Here is a 19,716-nt window from a genome sequence, read left to right as displayed (position 1 = left end):
ATTAATGCGGTTTTTTTATGAAATATGGTGGAAAATCAATGATTTGTTAACAAGAAATTTATTATATTTGTGCTGTATAATAATATTAAGTATTGAGACAAAGAATTGAGGAGATTTTTATGGCTCAGCGGTTAGCCACAGAATATGTAAAAGCCAGTTTACAATTAACAGAACTTCAAATGAATCAGTTTCTGAATTCGATAGAACACTTGCATATACATCCTAAAGTAAAAGTGTTAGGAAGCGGAGAACAAGAAATTGTACTCGAGGATGTGAGTGGGGAGGAAGTTCATTTACCTATTGTATGCAAGGATGGTGTATACCTCTGTGAGTTGTCATGCCGCTTGGTGAACCCTCGATTGGTAGATGCGGTACGTAAGTTATTCATGACTTATAAAGGTGATGGAATAGTTAATCGTATTTATCAAGGATTCACAATGATGTATTATTATGTGCATGGATCAGTTCAAAGAATTGAAGAAATCACTTCTGAAGGTAGCCGGTTAGTATTTGAACATAAACAAACGGTGACTGACTTGGAACAATTGTTTCAGAAAACAGGCGTTGAAGAAGAAATTTCCATGACATATGAAGACATTAATTTTTGGCTTGATCAACGGAATAAAGCGCTTAGTCATAATGATATTACTTTTATTGATGAGAAGCTTCGATTGGGTACAGCAAAATGGTTTGCGATGGAAGCTTGATATAATTATTAATTATAAAAGGGACTTTTTCGATTCACTGAAAAGAGTTCCTTTTTTTTTATGTCAGCAGAAATAATAAATTTGAAATTCTTAAAAAAGGTATTGCAATTAATACCAATAGATGTTATTTTTAATCTCGTTGAAAAGAATATTAGGAACCAGGATTCACTCAGGACATTATGTTACGAGAGATTATTCCCTCGAGAAGTGAATGACGTAGGTCCTAGCGGATGAAATTTTTCAAACATTTTATTCCTAGGAAGGGGGAAACCGAAGGATGGAATATTCGACTTTCGGAAGACACGTTGCTGTAGATGCTTGGGGTGTCGATTTTGGAATGCTTAACAGTGCAGAATTTCTGCAGAATCAAATGGTGGAGGCTGCGGAGGCATGTGGGGCGACGGTAATGTCCGTGCAATCTAAGCAGTTTGAGCCACAAGGTGCTACTGTACTAGTATTGTTATCAGAAAGTCATCTCTCGATTCATACTTACCCTGAGAGAGGTTTTGCAGCTATTGACTGTTATACCTGCGGGGAGACAGTAGATCCACAATTAGCTATTGATTACCTGGTATCCGTATTGAAACCGGAAAAAACTTATGCTAAAAAGCTTGTGCGTGGTTTAGGAGAAATGACGGTAGAAACACCCGAAATGCAACCGCTCGAGCTCGTAAAATAACGTCACTATAATTCTTATATACAATGACCATGGAGATTCCATGGTCATTTGTTTTTTATATGCCCATAGACTGTTACATAGGTATTCATGAGACAAGGGGGCGTTATGTTTGAAACGTAGAAAGAATAAGGATATCTTATTCCTTTGTGTGATATTGTTATTAGTTGGAAGTCTGCTCTATCAGGGTTATCAGATGTTAAAACCAAATGAGGAAAAAATGAATGCAAGTCAAATGCTGTTTGAGGTTGCTGATTTTCAGATGGAGATATTAAATTCATCCTTGATGGAGGCTGTTCATATGAATGCAACAGGACAGTTAGCTGGGCTTAAATTAGCTGCTTATGCTGCTAATTTTGGTCATGAACGTATGGTTAAGGCATTTGGAAAGAATGAACTGAAAACCTTGCCAGCAATAGGTGAATTGGTTAATATGATTACTAGTTGGCAGATCGGTGGAGAACGTCCGCTTAGTCAAAAGGAACGTGATCTATTAGTCGAGTTTAGCACCAAGTTCTCCGAAGTATTGCCCATTTACAGTCTTCTTGTAAATAGTAATAATCAAATTGTGTCAACGCAGTCTGGTCAATTAGCTCAGTTGGGGAAGCAATTAGACGAGCTTATTTTGAAATAGTAAAGTGGGTTTAGCATGAGACGTATAGATACAGAAGATACTACTAACAATACGTTATAAGAAGTGGGTTCATAAACATGTCATAAAATCGACATGACGAGTTGAACAAGTGTGATATAATTAACATATTGATTTTAAAATTAATTGATTGAAATTTCGATATAATATTTCAGAGATCTCATTTTAGTTGAGGCAGGTGACAAACGTAATGCACATCGTCGTTGTAGGATTAAATTATCGCACGGCGCCTGTGGAAGTGAGAGAGAAATTTACATTCGCAGATAAGGATTTACCAGAAGCCTTGCGACATTTGAAGCTAACTAAGAGTGTTTTAGAGGGCGTTATTGTTGCAACTTGCAATCGCACAGAAATTTATGTAGTCGTTGATCGATTACACATGTGTGGCTACTTTATACGTAGTTTTATGGAGCAATGGTTCGGTATTTCACGTGAAGAATTTACGAGTCATCTATATATTTATGAAGATGAACAGGCGATTTCTCATTTGTTCCGGGTGACATGTAGTTTAGACTCAATGGTTCTTGGAGAAACACAAATATTAGGCCAAGTCCGTAATGCTTTTCTACAGTCTCAAGAGAATAATGCTACAGGTGTTTGGTTCAATATGTTATTTAAACAAGCGGTTACGCTGGGCAAAAGAGTTCATTCGGAGACAACTATTGGAGAAAGTGCAGTATCCATAAGTTATGCTGCAGTAGAACTGGGCAAGCGGATTTTTGGTCTGTTTACTGATAAGAAGGTGTTAATTCTCGGTGCCGGTAAAATGAGTGAATTAACAGTGAAACACTTGTATGCCAATGGCGCTGATGAAGTTATTGTGGCAAACCGTACACTGTCAAGAGCAGAAGAGTTAGCGCTTAAATTTAACGGCACACCATGTACGCTTGAGACGGCTATCGACCGCTTGGATGAAGTGGATATTCTGATTAGCTCGACGGGGGCTAAAGAATACGTATTGACGTCTTCACAGGTGAAGGAAAGTATGAAAAATAGGCAGTCCCGTCCACTTTTTATAATAGATATTGCTGTACCAAGGGACATAGATCCAGTTATTGGTGATCTTCATAACGTGTTTCTATACGATATTGATGATTTAGAAGGCATTGTGGAGAGTAATCTTGAAATGCGTCGTGGAGAAGCGGTTAAAATTGAAATTATGATAAAGGAAGAGATTATCGAATTTCATCATTGGTTGAAGACACTTGGTATTAGACCAGTTATCCGAGCTCTCCAAGAAAAGTCTAACTCTATTCATGAAGATACGATGGAAAGCCTGTTTAATAAGCTCCCAGAACTGGATGATCATCAACGTAAGGTGATCCGTCGATTAACGAAAAGTATTGTGAACCAAATGATGCATGATCCTATAAATCGAATTAAGGAAATGACAGGTGAGAAGCAAGGGAATGATGCATTGGAATTCTTTACGCAGATTTTTGCGTTAGAGGATCAGGTGAATGAACAAGGTAATGATAAAGTTCAAATGGTTGCTTCCAAAAAAACAGCTGTAACTGCGTCAAGCAAATCTTCTGAGATCATGTCATCTCTCTCTAAGGCATCCTTGATGCCGGCCAGCCTGTAAAGTCGGGTGAATGAATATGTCGTTAGTTAGCAATATTTATGATACAGGCATTTATATTTATGCCCTGAGCCTTCTGTTTTTTTTCTCGGATTGCATTCGTCGCAATTCGAGTGCGAAGCGGATGGGCACAGGGCTTCTTATTATTGTATTAGCATTACAATTCACCGTATTAGGGATTCGTACTTGGCAGGACCGCATTGTACCGGTTGTTACCCTGTATGACTTCTTATTTATGTTTGCTTTTATTCTTGTAGTGGCTTCGTTATTGATGAGCTTCTTTCAGAAATCAGAGATTACCATCCTATTATTTAGTGTGATAGGTTTCTGTGTTCTTGTCCTCAATCATTTGCGGTTTGACTTTAGCAATAATCCATTAAGCAATTGGCAAGGCGTGCACGGATTGTTAGTGTTTCACATTATCCTAGCCAATCTAAGTGTGGTGTCATTTACAGTGGCGGCCGTATTTGCTGCTATGTATTTATTCCTTCATAAGAAGTTGAAGAACAAGAAATGGAATGACACGATGAGACGATTGCCAAGTCTAGAAATGATGGATAGAATGTCCTACTATGGCATGTCGGTAGGTACTCCACTTTTAGCCGTGTCGCTAATTGTTGCGGTACTATCGATTGTTTCTGAAGGAAGATTGGAGTTGCTATTGGATTTTAAGGTAGTAACAACTTTCATAGGACTTGGTATTTTTAGTTATTATTTTGTTAAAAGAAGATCCAAACAAAATTCAGGTGTCATGATGTCTAGGTGGGCGTTATTTGGATACGTATTTATTGTCATTAATCTCTTGTTAAATTCATGGTCTAACTTTCATTGGTGGACGGGAGTGTGAGAGCTGTGGCGGGTTATATTCCGATATTGCTTGATTGTGAAGGTCGACCCTGCCTTGTTATTGGTGGGGGAATGATTGCAGAAAGAAAGACCCAAGCACTCCTTGAAGCAAAAGCTATGGTAACTGTCATTAGTCCAGAACTTTCACAGGGGTTATTCACTTTATATGAAACGAACCGCATCATGTGGGAACGAAGAGTATTTGCTGGCGGAGATACGCAGGGATACTGGATGGTACATGCTACGACAGATCAAGAGATGGTGAATCAACGAATAGCTGAGGAAGCTAACTTGAAGGGGATTCTGGTTAATGTAGCAAGTCATACAGAGGCGAGTACATTTTTAAATCCCGCAGTTATGAGGCGAGGAAGACTTACGATTGCTGTATCGACTGAAGGCGCAGGACCTATAGTAGCAACGAATATTTGTAAGCTTTTGAATGAGGAATATGGGGATGAATATGAGATTTATCTTGATTTCCTTTATCTCATGCGCGCAGAAATTAAGAAGAGTGTGAATTCACCCAAGCAACGCCACAAGTTATTAAGAAAACTAACAGAATACCCGATTCTTGAGGAGATCAGACAAGGTCGCTTCAAGGCCTGGAGTGAAACTCAAATACACCTATGGATTGCGAAGAATGAGGAGGATTAAGGAATGCGGACGATTATAGTAGGTAGCAGACAAAGCGTACTGGCCTTAACGCAAACAGGACAGGTCATTGAAGATTTACAGCAACTTAGTGTTGAACATGGATTTGATTTTCAATTCGAAGTTAAAAAGATAGTTACGAAAGGCGATCGTATTTTGGATGTAACGCTCTCGAAAGTTGGCGGTAAGGGTTTATTTGTTAAGGAGATTGAGCAGGCGATGCTTGATAAAGAAATCGACATGGCCGTACATAGCATGAAAGATATGCCCTCAGAGTTACCGGATGGCCTAATCAATGGTGCTGTCCCAGTTCGTGTAGATTCACGTGATTGTCTCATCTCTATAGGAGGACTGAATTTAGATCAATTACCTCAAGGAGCTAAGGTGGGTACAAGTAGTTTACGACGTTCTAGTCAGCTAAAGGCATATCGTCCAGATTTACAATTAGAATTTATTCGAGGCAATATTGATTCACGTCTACGGAAACTTGAGAACGGAGAATTCGATGCTATCCTCCTTGCTGCAGCTGGTCTATATCGTATGGGTTGGGAAGATCGTGTCACATCATATCTTTCCGTAGATGTATGTCTTCCAGCGGTAGGGCAAGGTGCACTGGGCATTGAATGTCGTGAAGATGATCATGACCTGCGTAAGCTTCTTTCACTTTATAATGATGAGCTTACTTCTCTAACGGTAGCGGCTGAGCGAACGTTTCTAAGTGCGCTCAATGGTGGATGCCAAGTTCCGATTGGTGCACATGCGGTGTGGGTGAACGATCCATCTGATCATTCCCAAACTGGTCCCAAAGTTATACAATTAACAGGTATGGTGGGTTCTCCAGATGGGGATATCATTTTAAAAGAGACTGTAACAGGAATACATCCCGAGAAGCTTGGACTAGAAGTTGCAGATCGATTAATTGCTCAAGGAGCGGAGAATATATTGGCACAAGTTAGGGGATAACGTAATGTCGTTAATCGAAGGGAAAGTATATCTTGTTGGGGCAGGGCCGGGAGATGCTGGTCTGATTACAGTCAAGGGATTGCAATGTATTAAAAAAGCAGATGTAGTGGTGTATGATCGTTTGGCAAATCCGAGGTTATTACAATCCATGCGACCTGGTGCGCAGAAGGTCTATGTCGGTAAACTTCCAGACCGTCATACGATGAAGCAAGAAGAGATTAATCAGTTGTTGGTCGATTTTGCTTTGGAGGGTAAAACGGTCACTAGGTTAAAGGGCGGGGACCCAACTGTTTTTGGACGTGTTGGTGAGGAGGCCGAGCTACTTAGGGAGAATGGAATACGATATGAGATTATTCCGGGTATAACTTCGGCGATAAGTGTACCAGCATACGCAGGTATACCTGTGACTCACCGTGATATGGCTTCTTCATTTTCGGTTATTACAGGGCATGAGAGCCCTGATAAGCTGGACCGAATGATTCAATGGGACAAGTTAGCGAATGCTACAGGAACACTCATTTTTTTGATGGGGGTTGCTAAGATAGGATACATTAGTCAGCAATTGATTACGAATGGGCGTCTAGCGAGTACCCCTGTTGCACTTGTGCGATGGGGTACTCGAGCAGAGCAGGAGACACTGACTGGGTCACTTGAGGATATTGAAGATAAAGTAAAAGCAGCGAATTTCCAGGCGCCTGCCGTTATCGTTGTGGGTGACGTAGTATTGCAGCGAGAAAAGATAATGTGGGCTGAATACATGCCACTCTTTGGCAAACGTATACTCGTGACCCGCGCCCGTTCACAGGCAAGCGAGCTAGCCAGTAGAATTGAAGAATTAGGTGGGGAATCCTATGAGTTCCCAGTCATTGAGACTATAAAACCATCGGATCCTATAGAAATGTTAAATATAGAAAAGTCATTTTCTGAATTAGAGAGTTATGATTGGATTTTCTTTACGAGTGTGAATGGTGTGGAGTTTTTCTTTCAGCATTTACAAGAGCAAAGACTTGATATTCGTTCGTTACATCGCGCTAAAATTGTAGCTGTGGGCCCAGCAACGGCTGAGGCTTTAAAGTTGCGTTCAATCATGCCTGAACAACTCCCTGAGAGATTCCAAGCAGAAGGAATAATTGAGATGTTGGGTACTCGATTGGAGGCAGGACAAAAGGTTCTGCTACCGCGAGGGGATAAGGGAAGAATGTGGCTTCCGGAGAAGCTTACGGAGATGGGGCTTGATGTTACAAATACAGTGACATATCACACGGTTATTACGGGTGAAGAAGATGATGAATTATTAAGAATGTTCAATGAAAGCGGCATTCATGCTATTACTTTTACTAGTTCTTCAACGGTAACCAATCTTCTTGCCATTATGAAACGTATGGGTATTCCTGACCCTATTAAACATTTGGAAGGTGTTGAAACCTTCTGCATTGGGGAGATTACAGCTAAGACCGCAAAGGATGCGGGACTAACAGTAGGCCGAATTGCGGAAGAAGCTACGATTGATAGTCTGGTGAATTCGTTATGTGGTTGGAATGCTTGAGAAGTAGTTATCTCTCCTGTGTAGCATGACCGCTACGGTAGCGGATTGTTTATGATTAAGAATTTCATGCTTGAATAATTTAAACCCATGCTTCCGAAGTGTTTTTCTCGATGACCCTTCAAGAAGCTTACGCTCGAAAAATTTTAGGAGGTCAACAACTATGAGCTTTCCATTAGTACGGCATCGTCGCTTACGTCAATCTGTAGGTATTCGCAATATGGTACGGGAGACTGTTTTAAATGTACAGGACTTAGTACAACCTATATTTGTGACGCATGGAACGAATGTGAAGAATGAAATTTCATCTATGCCTGGCGTCTATCATTTCTCCTTGGATACGTTGAAGGAGGAAGTGGATCACATTGCTTCTTTAGGGATTCCGGCAGTTCTATTGTTCGGTATTCCAGCAACAAAGGACAGTATTGGATCTTCTGGATTTGCAGATGATGGTATCGTACAAGAAGCGACGCGTCTGATCAAAAGCTGGCATCCAGAATTGTTAGTTATTGCAGATACGTGTCTGTGTGAGTTCACAGATCATGGGCATTGTGGGATGGTACATACTTTTGAGCATGATGGTCATATTCATGGAGACGTTCTGAACGATGAGTCGCTTGTCCTTCTAGTTAAGACCGCAGTATCTCAAGCGAAAGCGGGGGCAGATATTATTGCACCTTCTAATATGATGGACGGGTTTGTACAAGCGATTCGGGAAGGCCTTGATGAAGCGGGTTTCAAAGACATCCCTATCATGTCCTACTCTGTGAAATACTCATCTGCATTCTATGGCCCATTCCGAGAAGCGGCTGACTCGGCTCCTCAATTCGGAGATCGTAAAACATATCAAATGGACCCTGCAAATGCAAGAGAAGCGCTAAGAGAAGCTGAATCTGATGTGCTAGAGGGTGCTGACATGCTGATGGTGAAGCCAGCGCTAGCCTATTTAGATATTATCCGAATGATTAAGGATCAATTCGATCTTCCTTTGGTTGCATACAACGTTAGTGGTGAATATTCCATGGTGAAGGCCGCTGCACAACAGGGTTGGATTAATGAGAAAGCTATCGTACATGAAATGCTGACAGGCATGAAACGTGCAGGTGCAGATATTATTATCACTTACTTTGCTAAAGATATGGCTGGTTGGTTAACTCAAAAATAGATTTCACTAATGATAGGAGTGGCGAGAATGAGCAATTTGTCTGGGAATCGTAAAGAAGAGGCTTCAAGAGCCGCCTTTGAAATAGCTAAGCAGTATATTCCAGGGGGAGTGAATAGCCCCGTTCGTGCATTTAAAAGTGTAGGATTAACGCCGGTTTATGTGGAGCGTGGAGAAGGTTCTCGCATTTATGATATCGATGGCAATAGTTTTCTTGATTACGTGTGCTCTTGGGGACCTTTGATTATGGGACATGCCCATCCAGAAGTGATCTCAGCCATTCGCGAAGTCGCGTTGAAAGGGACGAGCTTTGGTGCTCCAACATTGATAGAGACAGAGATGGCGAAGACGGTGTGTGAGAGAGTTCCTTCGATCGATATCGTACGTATGGTTAATTCGGGGACAGAAGCTACGATGAGTGCGATTCGCCTTGCTCGTGGTGTGACAGGCAGAAGCAAAATTTTGAAATTTGAAGGTTCCTATCACGGACACGCAGATAGTCTATTGATCAAAGCAGGATCTGGTGTAGCCACTCTAGGATTACCGGATAGTCCTGGTGTGCCAGAGGGCGTTGCGTCAAACACCATTACGGTTCCTTATAATGATCTTGAATCTGCTAAAGTGGCATTCGAACGTTTCGGTGAAGATCTTGCATGTGTCATTGTGGAACCAATTGCGGGTAATATGGGGGTTGTACCTCCACTACCAGGATTTCTACAAGGACTACGCGATCTAACTACGAAATATGGTAGTTTACTTATATTTGATGAAGTTATGACTGGGTTCCGAGTGGACCGGGAATGTGCTCAAGGATTATTTGGCATAACGCCAGATCTAACTTGTCTTGGAAAAGTCATTGGTGGAGGATTGCCGGTAGGTGCCTATGGTGGTAAACGTGAAATTATGGAGCAGATTTCTCCATCAGGTCCGATCTATCAAGCGGGCACACTTAGTGGGAATCCGTTGGCCATGGCAGCCGGGTTTACAACACTGAAGTTACTCACACCCGAAGTATACACGCAATTAGAAGAACGAGCTGCTCGATTACAAGTAGGTTTTGAACGAAATGCGAGAGAACTCGGAGTTCCAGTAACCATTAATCGTGTGGGTTCTATGGTATGTCCATTCTTTACGGATCACCCGGTAACCAACTTTGATACTGCGAAGAGTAGCAATTTAGATATGTTCCGTCGTTATTTTGCAGCGATGCTTAACAATGGTGTGAGTGTAGCTCCATCGCAATATGAGGGGATGTTCGTATCTGCTGCACATAGTGTTGAAGATATTGATTTAACGATTGAAGCGAATTTTAACGCTCTTAAATCCCTATGAGTCATCAAGTTAAATGGACGCGGCGTGGGGAATGGATAGAACTTAGTCCCGGAAAAGCTATCGCTGAAGCTGAAGACCGTGATTTAGAGACAATCGCATGGTTAAATAACATCGTTGGTATACCCGAGAAGTTATTACGACGACTTACACATGAGAAAAAGATTCAATGGAGTGGAGCTCGGCTACGGCTAGCCCTTTTTCCTTCTCGTTCCCTAGGTATTGATTCGATCTGGCAGGAACTTGAAGTGCTCTATGAGGATGATTTCTGTCTAGTCGTACACAAACCAGCGGGAATGACGATACATCCGGATGGTCGCAAAGGCGAAGTTACACTCGATCAAATTGTAGCCGCCCACTATGAGGTGAATGGCGAAGAGGCAGCAGTCAGACATATTCATAGACTTGATCAGAATACATCTGGCCCCGTACTTTATGCAAAGAATGAATGGGCTCAACTGAAACTGGATGAAGACATGCGCATGAAGAAAATAGAACGGAAATATATCGCCTTTGTTGAGGGAAGTGTTAGTTCCAGTTTATCGGAGATTGATCTACCCATCGGCAAGGATCGACACCATGCTCAGCGTAGGCGTGTCTCTCCTACAGGGCAATCTGCTATTACTCGTGTACGTGTGGAAGAGAGATATACAGGAGTAACTCTAGTTCATCTTGAATTGGATACAGGTCGTACGCATCAAATACGTGTTCATATGAATCATTTGGGTCATCCTTTGTTAGGTGATTTATTGTATGAAGGTAGTATTGGACTCATTGGAAGGCAAGCTCTTCACGGAGAACGGTTATGTTTCAGTCATCCTTTTACGAGAGAATACATTGAAGTTGCTGATCCGTGGCCTACAGATCTTATTGATTTACAGAATATTCTACGAACGTAATCCAAAGGATAATGGTAAAAGAGGCATGCTCTACCTTTTGACGCATATAGATAAAATGAGTTAAGAAAAATGGGCTCATGCCGTGAGTGAACTCATGGTTATAATATGCCGAAAGGAGGACGTTACCTGTGTTTGACCAGTCCTACGGTTTGCGCTTTGATATTTATGAACGCATTCAACTGTCAGAAGAAGTGGCTGGAATTGCGGAGCTTGAAGAGATTGAGTTATTACCGTATATCCAGGTAATTAGCCAGGAAGATCAAGCTGCACTCCGAGGTCATTTGATACTAACGGGTTTGTACAGAGGTGAAGGTGAGGAGAATGCATCCCAACGGTTAGAACATTATATTCCCGTTGAAATAACCGTTCCGCTTAACCGTGTAACTTCTTTGGATGAGATTGGTGTTGAAATTGAAAATTTCGACGTGGATCTATTGTCCGAGAGGAGTCTTAACATTACAGGTGTGTTATCTTTGCGTGGTATTGAATCTTTCGCAAATGATACGTCATCCTGGAATGCGGAAGATTTCACTGTAGTTCATTCACCAGATCAGCAGTTGGATTACAATGAGTCTCCTCGACCTTCGGTAGAAGATGTAGCTTATACGAATTTGGAGTTGTCAGACGAGCACACATTTGGAATAAGTGATTCTGTTGGTTTTGGTGATCAAGATGGTTATGGCACTGACGGTATTCATACACCGTTGTTACATACGGAGGATGAAACTGCCCGTCAGAAAGACCACTCTAATGTGTGGAATATTGGACTGAAAGATACCAAGGAACATTTTGCGGTGAATGAAATTGTTGTCGAGCCTATTTCGCACGATGAGAATGAACACTCCACGTTAGATTTGTTAGAGGAAGAGTTATCTCCAGTTGTTACATCTCCTGAAGTCGTCCAAGACGAAGAGAAATCGGAGCTTAGAATCGGCTTAGGAAGTAAAAGAGAAGTGCCAGCTACTACGCAAGATAACGTGGGCTTATCTTCAATACTGACGTCTAGTCGATTACGAACGCAAAGGGATCAGGAACAGCAAGCGCAAGAGGAACAGCTCATTGCGCAGGAAATAAATCATGAGCATTTGACTAATGAAGATGTTCAGTGGAAGAGCCTTTTCCTTGGTGGTTCATCTGAGAGAACACCATTCAGTAAGGTCCGTCTATGTATCGTACAAAGAGAAGAGACGCTTGATCTTATTGCAGATCGTTACCAATTGAGTCCTAGAGAACTACTGCTGTATAATCGATTGTCAGAGCAGACTATCGAAGAAGGACAAATTCTTTACATTCCTTAACATGTTTTATTCGTTCTAATTAGTATGAACCCCGTACATTTCCTCATGTACGGGGGTTTTTAGATGGATAGGAAGTTGACTACGAGCCATAGGAACGTTATTATAACTATAGAATATTTAACAATAAACTGTGAACGGGAAGAGTAGTTGGTATGCCCTTCAGAGAGCGGAATTGTAAGCTGGAAGATTCCGCAGGATGCAGCCAAACGAAAGTCACCCTGGAGTTGCCTTTTTGAACCCTTGAGGATTATCCTCATGATTAGAATATGGCCGGTAGCAGCCGTTATCTGTATGAGTGTCGTGATTTGTATGGTAATAAGTCCTTCGTATACGGGCTTATTATTCCGCATGCACGAAACAAAGGTGGTACCGCGAAAGTTAACCTTTCGTCCTTTGAGGGCGATAGGTTTTTTGTGTTTTTAGATATTCTGAAGATGTAATGGAGGGTAACTTATTATGACTGACAATGAGAAGAAAACAACGATTGAAATGCCAACTACGTATGACCCGAAATCTGCTGAACAGAAATGGTATAAATATTGGATGGATGGCGAGTTTTTCAAAGCAGGTCAACGACCAGAAGCAGAGCCATATACGATTGTAATTCCACCACCTAACGTGACTGGAATGCTTCATATAGGTCATGCTATGGATTTCACGTTGCAGGATATTCTGATTCGTACGAAACGGATGCAAGGTTATGATGCTTTATGGCTTCCAGGTACGGACCATGCGGGTATCGCTACACAGACCAAGGTAGAACAGAAGCTTCGTGCACAGGGCGTATCCCGTTATGATTTAGGAAGAGAGAAGTTTCTAGATCAAGTATGGGAATGGAAGGATCAGTATGCAAATACAATTCATGAGCAATGGGCGAAGATGGGCTTATCTCTGGATTACTCCAAGGAGCGCTTCACATTAGATGAGGGCCTTTCTAAAGCTGTTCGTGAAGTCTTTGTGAAACTGTATAATAAAGGTCTTATTTACCGTGGTAAATATATTATTAACTGGGACCCCGTTGCGCGGACCGCGCTTTCTGATATTGAAGTAGAGCATAAAGAGGTACAGGGACATCTCTACCACTTGAAGTACCCTCTAAAAGATGGTAGTGGTCACATTACTGTTGCGACTACACGTCCAGAGACAATGTTAGGTGATACAGCTATTGCTGTTCATCCTAAAGACGAGCGTTATAAAGATATGATTGGTAAAATGGTTCTTCTTCCTATCATTGGTCGTGAAATACCGATTATTGCTGATGATTATGTGGAGCAAGAATTTGGAAGTGGTGCAGTGAAGATTACTCCTGCGCATGATCCTAATGACTTTGAAGTAGGACAACGGCATCAATTAGAGCAGATCAGCGTCATGGATGATACAGGGACAATGAATGATTTAGCCGGCCCTTATGAAGGTATGGACCGCAGTGTCTGCCGTAAGCAGATTGTTAAGGATTTGCAAGAACAAGGTGTGCTTATTAATATCGAGGATCATGTTCATCAGGTTGGTCACAGTGAACGTACGGGGGCTGTCGTTGAACCTTACCTCTCTACACAATGGTTCGTTAAGATGAAGCCATTGGCAGAAAAAGCGATTGAAGTACAGAAGTCAGGCAATGGAGTTAACTTCGTACCGGATCGATTTGAAAAGGTTTATTTAAACTGGATTGAAAATGTTCGCGATTGGTGCATATCAAGACAACTCTGGTGGGGTCACCGTATCCCGGCTTGGTTCTGTGATGCTTGTGGCGAGCTTCATGTGGCACATGATGATGTGACGGTATGTTCCAAGTGTGGAAGCACTGAACTAAGACAAGATGAAGATGTACTGGATACGTGGTTCAGCTCAGCGCTATGGCCATTCTCAACGCTTGGATGGCCTGATGATACAGAAGACTTGAAACGTTATTATTCCACGAACGTGCTCGTTACTGGTTATGACATTATTTACTTCTGGGTAGCGCGAATGATCTTCACTGCGTTAGAATTCACGGATGAGATTCCATTTAAAGATGTATTGATGCATGGGCTCGTTAGAGATTCAGATGGACTAAAAATGTCTAAGTCACTAGGGAACGGCGTAGATCCATTAGAGGTTATTGAGAAATATGGCGCGGATGCGATGCGTTATATGATTTCAACAGGTAGTACACCGGGTCAAGATCTTCGTTTCCGCTGGGAACGTGTTGAACAATCCCGTAATTTTGCCAATAAAATATGGAATGCTTCTCGATTTGCTCTTATGAATCTAGAAGGATTTAAATTCGAAGATATCGATATCAGTGGAGATTTACAAACGTCTGATCGTTGGATACTTCATCGATTAAACGAAACTTCACGTGATATCACGCGTCTAATAGATGCTTACGACTTTGGCGAGACAGGACGACTGTTGTACAACTTTATATGGGATGACCTATGCGATTGGTATATTGAGATTGCCAAATTGTCCTTATACGGTGAAGATGAAGTTGCTAAGAAGAATACGAAATCAGTTCTTGCCTATGTTCTTGATCGTACACTTCGTTTGATTCATCCATTCATGCCGTTCATCTCCGAAGAAATATGGCAGCATCTACCTCATGAAGGAGATACGATTACACTGGCTGCATGGCCGGAGTATAATGCTGCTTTTGAGAATGTAGAAGCGGTTAACGAAATGAATATATTAATGGAAATCATCCGCACGGTACGTAATATACGCGCTGAAGTTAATGTACCGATGAGCAAAAAAGTGGAATTGATCGTTAAAGCAGGAAATGATGACGTGTTCGGCATCGTGAGTCGTAATGAGAATTACGTGAAACGATTCTGCAACACATCTAGCTTTGAAGTAGGTGTTGATATTCCAGCACCAGAGAAGTCCATGATAGCCGTTGTGAGCGGAGCTGAATTGTACTTGCCATTGGCTGGATTGATTGATATCACACAAGAAATTGCACGCCTAGAGAAAGAAGTACAAACGTTAAATGATGAAGTAGATCGGGTTGAGAAGAAACTTAGCAATCAAGGATTTGTCGCTAAGGCCCCTGCCAAGGTTATTGATGAGGAACGTGCCAAACAAGCAGATTATTCGGATAAACGCAGTAAAGTATTGGCTAGAATTGAAGAACTCAAAGGATAACTTAACAACCAATTCATAGACCTGAAGGTGAGAGAGTATGGGGGATCATATAGGAGCCGAACGTAAGTCGCCTCTTACAACTTATAAAGAAGCAGTCGATTGGATTAATGGTTTGATCCCTTTTGGGATCAGACCAGGTTTATCTCGCATGGAAATGATGATGGAACAATTGGGGCGACCTGAGCGTCGTCTCAAATTTATTCATGTAGCGGGGACGAATGGTAAAGGCTCTACTTGTGCCTTCTTGACTAAAGTTCTGTTAGCAACCGGGTATTCGGTGGGGACGTTCACTTCACCGTATATTACTAAGTTCACTAATCGCTTTCAGTATAATGGTGATGATATTCCCGAAGAGACGTTACTTGATCTCTCGAATCGTTTACGTCCTGTAGTAGATAATATAGCACTAACTGAGCTTGGTTCACCGACAATGTTTGAAGTATCGACGGCCCTTGCTATTCTTTATTATGCAGAGGTTTGCGTACCTGATGTTGTGGTATGGGAGACAGGTCTTGGGGGAAGACTGGATGTAACAAATATTGTAAATCCAGTGGTGTCAGTTATTACGAATGTGGGCTTAGATCATACGGATATTCTAGGAGATACGCTGCAACAAATTGCTATGGAAAAGGCGGGAATTATTAAACCTGGGGTTCCCGTCGTTAGTTGTGCCAATCAGCCTGAGGTTGTAGAGGTAATAAGAGAAGCAGCGCAAAGAAATCGTTCAACTTTATATCTCGCAGGCGAGCAATTCACATATGAACGTCTAAACTATGAGTCTAGTATGCAATCTTTTCATTATGCTGGACCTTTCCGCTCAATAGATATCGAGATTGGGATGAAAGGTGAGCATCAGATTGCGAATGCTTCGGCTGCTATGATGGTACTTGAGGTGCTTCGTCAGTACATGGCATTCGTCATGGATGATGAAGAGCTACTTCAAGGGTTCCGAAATACGAAATGGGCAGGTCGATTAGAGGAGATAGGTACTTCTCCAAGAATTGTATTGGATGGTGCACATAATCCAGAGGGCGCAGAGACGCTTGTGAAGAGTCTTCCTCAGTACTATAAATATCAATCATTAAATTTGATGATGGGGATGTTGTTAAATAAGCATCATGAATCCTACTTGAAGCATATACTTCCTATAGTGGATACGCTTATTCTGACAGAACCGGATTTTCGCAAAAAAATGGACGTGAATAAGCTGTTGGAGATTGTTGAACAGCTTAAGCCTAAATACGGCAAACCAAATTTGCAAATTATAGTAGAACCTGATTGGCGAATGGCGTTAGAGAAATTAAAGTTACGGACGGAAGAGGCGGATCTTGGAGTGGTATCCGGTACATTATATTTAATTGCCGACGTGCGAGGGTCTCTCTTAAATCTATCCGATTCTGAAAAAGGTTGGTGAATAACAGTTGAATACGGAACATGTTCATTTTATCGGTATTGGTGGCTACGGAATGAGCGCCATTGCAAGAGTTATGTTAGAAATGGGTCATACAGTTACAGGGTCTGATGTTGTATCTCAGGAATTGACAGAAAAGTTGGTAGCTAAAGGAGCCAAAATTTATATTGGTCATACCGCAGCACAAGTACATGGTGCTGATTTGGTCGTATATTCTACGGCATTATCCAAAGATAACGTAGAACGAGTGGAAGCGGAACAGTTAAATATTCCAACATTACATCGTTCGCAAATGTTGGCTAGACTACTTAACGAACGTAAAGGTGTAGCTGTTGCGGGTGCGCATGGCAAGACGACTACATCCTCGATGATTGCGTTGGTTATGGAGAAATGCGGTGTGGACCCTACATATATTATTGGTGGGGAAATCATGAATGTAGGTACAAACGCTAAAGCTGGTCAAGGGGAGCACGTTGTTGCTGAAGCGGATGAAAGTGATGGTTCATTCCTTCAATATCATCCGTGGCTTGGCGTTGTAACGAATATTGAAGCGGATCATTTAGAGAATTACAACAGTGATTTCGAACAGCTAAAAGGGGCTTATGTTCAATTTCTGAATCAGATTCGGAAAGACGGGACTGCTGTAGTCTGTGGCGACGATCATAATATACAGGCAATTATGCCAGAACTTGAATGTTCAATGATTACCTACGGTATTAAAACAGAATCCGATTATATGGCGAGTGACATTATTCTTGGAGACCGTCAAGTTTCGTTCATGTTGAGTTATAGAGGTGATAAGCTTGGGACTGTAGAATTATCCGTTCCAGGTCTTCATAATGTATATAATGCCATGGCAACCGTCATTGTCTGTCTAACATCGGGTATTTCTTTCGATGCGATTGTACAAGGAATTTCGGAATTTAATGGCGCGAAACGACGGTTTCAGGTGCTAGGTGAGGAGAATGGCATTCTCATTATTGATGATTATGCACATCATCCAACAGAGATTGAAGCTACGATTAGTGCAGCTAAAGCAACAGGTAAACGGATTATTGCTGTGTTTCAACCTCAGCGATATTCGCGTACGTTCTTTTTACTTGATGCATTCAGCAGAGCATTCAGTGAAGCGGATGAGGTTATTATTACAGATATCTATGCACCTGCGGGTGAGAAAGAAATTGAAGGTGTCCATTCTTCCAAATTAGTTGAGCTTATTGTTCAGAACAGTAATGCTGGAGCAAGATATCTTCCGACAAAAGAAGATGTCCTGCTAGATTTGAAGACAAGAGTGGCTTTCGGAGATGTCGTTCTAACGATGGGTGCAGGAGATATCTGGAAAGTTGGAGCAGAATTAGCTAAAGATTTGAATAAGAAATAAGTTAATGACTACAGATTTCTAAAATGACGGCAGCACAAGGAGTTCTTCCTTATGCTGCCGTTTTGTTATGTAGTAGATTTTAATGATATACATTAGCTATTCCTTCTTTTTTCATATTTACTAAGTCTTACTGAACATATCTTTCTTAAATCTATCATATATTTGGATAATAGAAGATGAGACAAGGTGAGGTGTTAACTGTGAATAAAGGAAGAATGACATTTCGATTTGACGTAGCTGAACGACACTTGGAACAAAGTGAAGCCCCAATCATTGTACAGGAATCTACGGAAAGTACCGTTGAAAATGAGTTCTCAGATGAATCAAGAAATACAACCTATCCAAGGTTAGCCGTTGTACCAGAGCCACTAGATGGTTGGGGAGATCCATTTAGTAAGAACGAGGCATGGGAAGAGTTGATGACAAACCGTTTTCAAAGAGTGGATCCAATAGAAGATGCATTTAATGATTTGCGGGACAATGAGCCTTCTAACGAAAGAATCATAGGACCGGAAGTCGATCATCATTATGCCGAGCATCGTCCTCGTCGACCTGCCTCAATGTGGAAGATATTTGGCACAGTAACGGCAGCGGTAGTAACAGGTGCATTGTTCGGGTTCGTGGTTCTTTCTTTTTTTGATGTAGGAAGTATATTTTCTGAAGACTCACAAAAAAGTACAGCTATAGAAAGTATGACGGTAAATAGTAATATGCCAGTCGAGACGGAAGGTCAGATTCCGGCGGTTGCGGTTACGTTAGAACCACAGACGTATTATATGCTACAGTATGGTGTGTTCAGCAATGCTGAGCGTGTGGCTATCGCCAAAGAGGAGCTTCAGAAGATTGGGCTCGCAGCAGGAGATGACCCAGATTTGGGATTTAGGGTATATGCGGGTATATCTACGGATCGTGAACAAGCGAAATTACTTAGCAATCAGTTGAAGACACAAGGTGTTGAGCTCTACGTGAGAGAGATTACGCTTCCGTCTGCCAGTGAACTTACCTTCTCGGGCGATGTTGAGAATCTGAATCGATACTTTGCCGTCAGTACGGATCTGATCTCTTCTTTAAGTACACATTCGGCATCGTTACTAGGAATGGAAGATCCGATACCTTTAAGTGACAGCGAAATGGTCGTACTCACAGAACTACACAGAGTGTGGACCGAGTCTATAAAAACTTTACAATCGGGTCTAAGTCCGGAAGCCGTTGTGGTAGGCAAGAAGATGGAACAAACCATGAATAGTGCTCTATCATCTGTGACAGAGTACAATAGAAATACATCTAAGGGTCATTTGTGGGAAATACAGTCTTCCATGATGGAATATATGATGGGGCAAAAAGAAATTATTAATATGATGAAAAAGAACTAAATAGATTATGTATCCGGTAGAGGAAATTGGAAATACTTCCCCTACCGGATTTTTGTTTGTATTGAACTAGAAATAACCGTATAATAATGTGAGTGTCAAAAAATGGCGAGGGAAGATACG

At 41.6% G+C, this 19,716-nt stretch carries 16 protein-coding genes and 1 other annotated feature; all 16 genes read left to right on the top strand.

Going from position 1 to position 19,716, the window contains the following annotated elements:
* Positions 1-119 precede the first annotated feature (119 nt).
* The 16 genes from PBAT_RS00185 (at position 120) to PBAT_RS00110 (ending at position 19,596) form a co-directional block, all read left to right on the top strand.
* Complete coding sequence (locus tag PBAT_RS00185; RefSeq protein WP_068645747.1) at positions 120-707, top strand: non-ribosomal peptide synthetase module; 588 nt, start codon at positions 120-122, stop codon at positions 705-707.
* A gap of 277 nt (positions 708-984) precedes the next feature.
* Positions 985-1,386 carry an adenosylmethionine decarboxylase gene (gene speD / locus PBAT_RS00180; protein ID WP_068594264.1) on the top strand — a complete coding sequence of 134 codons (402 nt, stop codon included), beginning with the start codon at positions 985-987 and terminating at the stop codon, positions 1,384-1,386.
* A gap of 109 nt (positions 1,387-1,495) precedes the next feature.
* On the top strand, positions 1,496-2,017 hold the full coding sequence (locus tag PBAT_RS00175) for a hypothetical protein (RefSeq protein WP_068645746.1): 522 nt from the start codon (positions 1,496-1,498) through the stop codon (positions 2,015-2,017).
* A 208-nt stretch (positions 2,018-2,225) separates the two neighbouring features.
* Positions 2,226-3,620 (top strand): glutamyl-tRNA reductase, encoded by a 1,395-nt coding sequence (gene hemA / locus PBAT_RS00170; RefSeq protein WP_068645745.1) that lies wholly within the window; start codon positions 2,226-2,228, stop codon positions 3,618-3,620.
* A 16-nt stretch (positions 3,621-3,636) separates the two neighbouring features.
* A complete protein-coding gene (gene ccsA, locus PBAT_RS00165; protein ID WP_068645744.1) occupies positions 3,637-4,464 on the top strand; it encodes a cytochrome c biogenesis protein CcsA in 828 nt (275 codons plus the stop codon).
* Positions 4,461-5,117, top strand: coding sequence for a precorrin-2 dehydrogenase/sirohydrochlorin ferrochelatase family protein (locus PBAT_RS00160; protein WP_169810065.1), 657 nt, complete (start codon positions 4,461-4,463; stop codon positions 5,115-5,117). Before ccsA ends, PBAT_RS00160 begins: the two co-directional genes overlap by 4 nt.
* A 3-nt stretch (positions 5,118-5,120) precedes the next feature.
* Positions 5,121-6,077, top strand: a complete 957-nt coding sequence (gene hemC, locus PBAT_RS00155) for a hydroxymethylbilane synthase (RefSeq protein ID WP_068645743.1) — start codon at positions 5,121-5,123, stop codon at positions 6,075-6,077.
* A 13-nt stretch (positions 6,078-6,090) separates the two neighbouring features.
* A complete protein-coding gene (gene cobA, locus PBAT_RS00150; RefSeq protein ID WP_068646319.1) occupies positions 6,091-7,623 on the top strand; it encodes a uroporphyrinogen-III C-methyltransferase in 1,533 nt (510 codons plus the stop codon).
* Between the two features lie 160 nt (positions 7,624-7,783).
* Positions 7,784-8,785: a porphobilinogen synthase gene (gene hemB / locus PBAT_RS00145; RefSeq protein WP_068645742.1), complete on the top strand. Its 1,002-nt coding sequence runs from the start codon at positions 7,784-7,786 to the stop codon at positions 8,783-8,785.
* A gap of 27 nt (positions 8,786-8,812) precedes the next feature.
* A complete protein-coding gene (gene hemL, locus PBAT_RS00140) occupies positions 8,813-10,114 on the top strand; it encodes a glutamate-1-semialdehyde 2,1-aminomutase (RefSeq protein ID WP_188016972.1) in 1,302 nt (433 codons plus the stop codon).
* Complete coding sequence (locus tag PBAT_RS00135) at positions 10,111-11,010, top strand: RluA family pseudouridine synthase (RefSeq protein WP_068645741.1); 900 nt, start codon at positions 10,111-10,113, stop codon at positions 11,008-11,010. Before hemL ends, PBAT_RS00135 begins: the two co-directional genes overlap by 4 nt.
* A 128-nt stretch (positions 11,011-11,138) precedes the next feature.
* Entirely contained in the window at positions 11,139-12,308 is a 1,170-nt protein-coding gene (locus PBAT_RS24565) for a LysM peptidoglycan-binding domain-containing protein (protein WP_068645740.1), read from the top strand.
* Between the two features lie 121 nt (positions 12,309-12,429).
* Positions 12,430-12,705: a binding site (T-box leader), on the top strand.
* A 59-nt stretch (positions 12,706-12,764) separates the two neighbouring features.
* On the top strand, positions 12,765-15,431 hold the full coding sequence (locus PBAT_RS00125) for a valine--tRNA ligase (protein ID WP_068645739.1): 2,667 nt from the start codon (positions 12,765-12,767) through the stop codon (positions 15,429-15,431).
* A gap of 37 nt (positions 15,432-15,468) precedes the next feature.
* A complete protein-coding gene (locus PBAT_RS00120) occupies positions 15,469-16,845 on the top strand; it encodes a bifunctional folylpolyglutamate synthase/dihydrofolate synthase (protein WP_068645738.1) in 1,377 nt (458 codons plus the stop codon).
* Positions 16,846-16,852: 7 nt separating this feature from the next.
* Entirely contained in the window at positions 16,853-18,223 is a 1,371-nt protein-coding gene (murC, locus tag PBAT_RS00115) for a UDP-N-acetylmuramate--L-alanine ligase (protein WP_068645737.1), read from the top strand.
* A 200-nt stretch (positions 18,224-18,423) separates the two neighbouring features.
* Complete coding sequence (locus PBAT_RS00110) at positions 18,424-19,596, top strand: SPOR domain-containing protein (protein ID WP_149466378.1); 1,173 nt, start codon at positions 18,424-18,426, stop codon at positions 19,594-19,596.
* Positions 19,597-19,716: the final 120 nt, after the last annotated feature.

This window comes from Paenibacillus antarcticus, from assembly GCF_001637225.1.
In the GTDB taxonomy this organism is placed as follows: Bacteria; Bacillota; Bacilli; order Paenibacillales; family Paenibacillaceae; genus Paenibacillus_AQ; species Paenibacillus_AQ antarcticus.
Note: the sequence above shows the minus strand (reverse complement) of the source record. Positions and strands in the feature narration are given on the sequence as shown.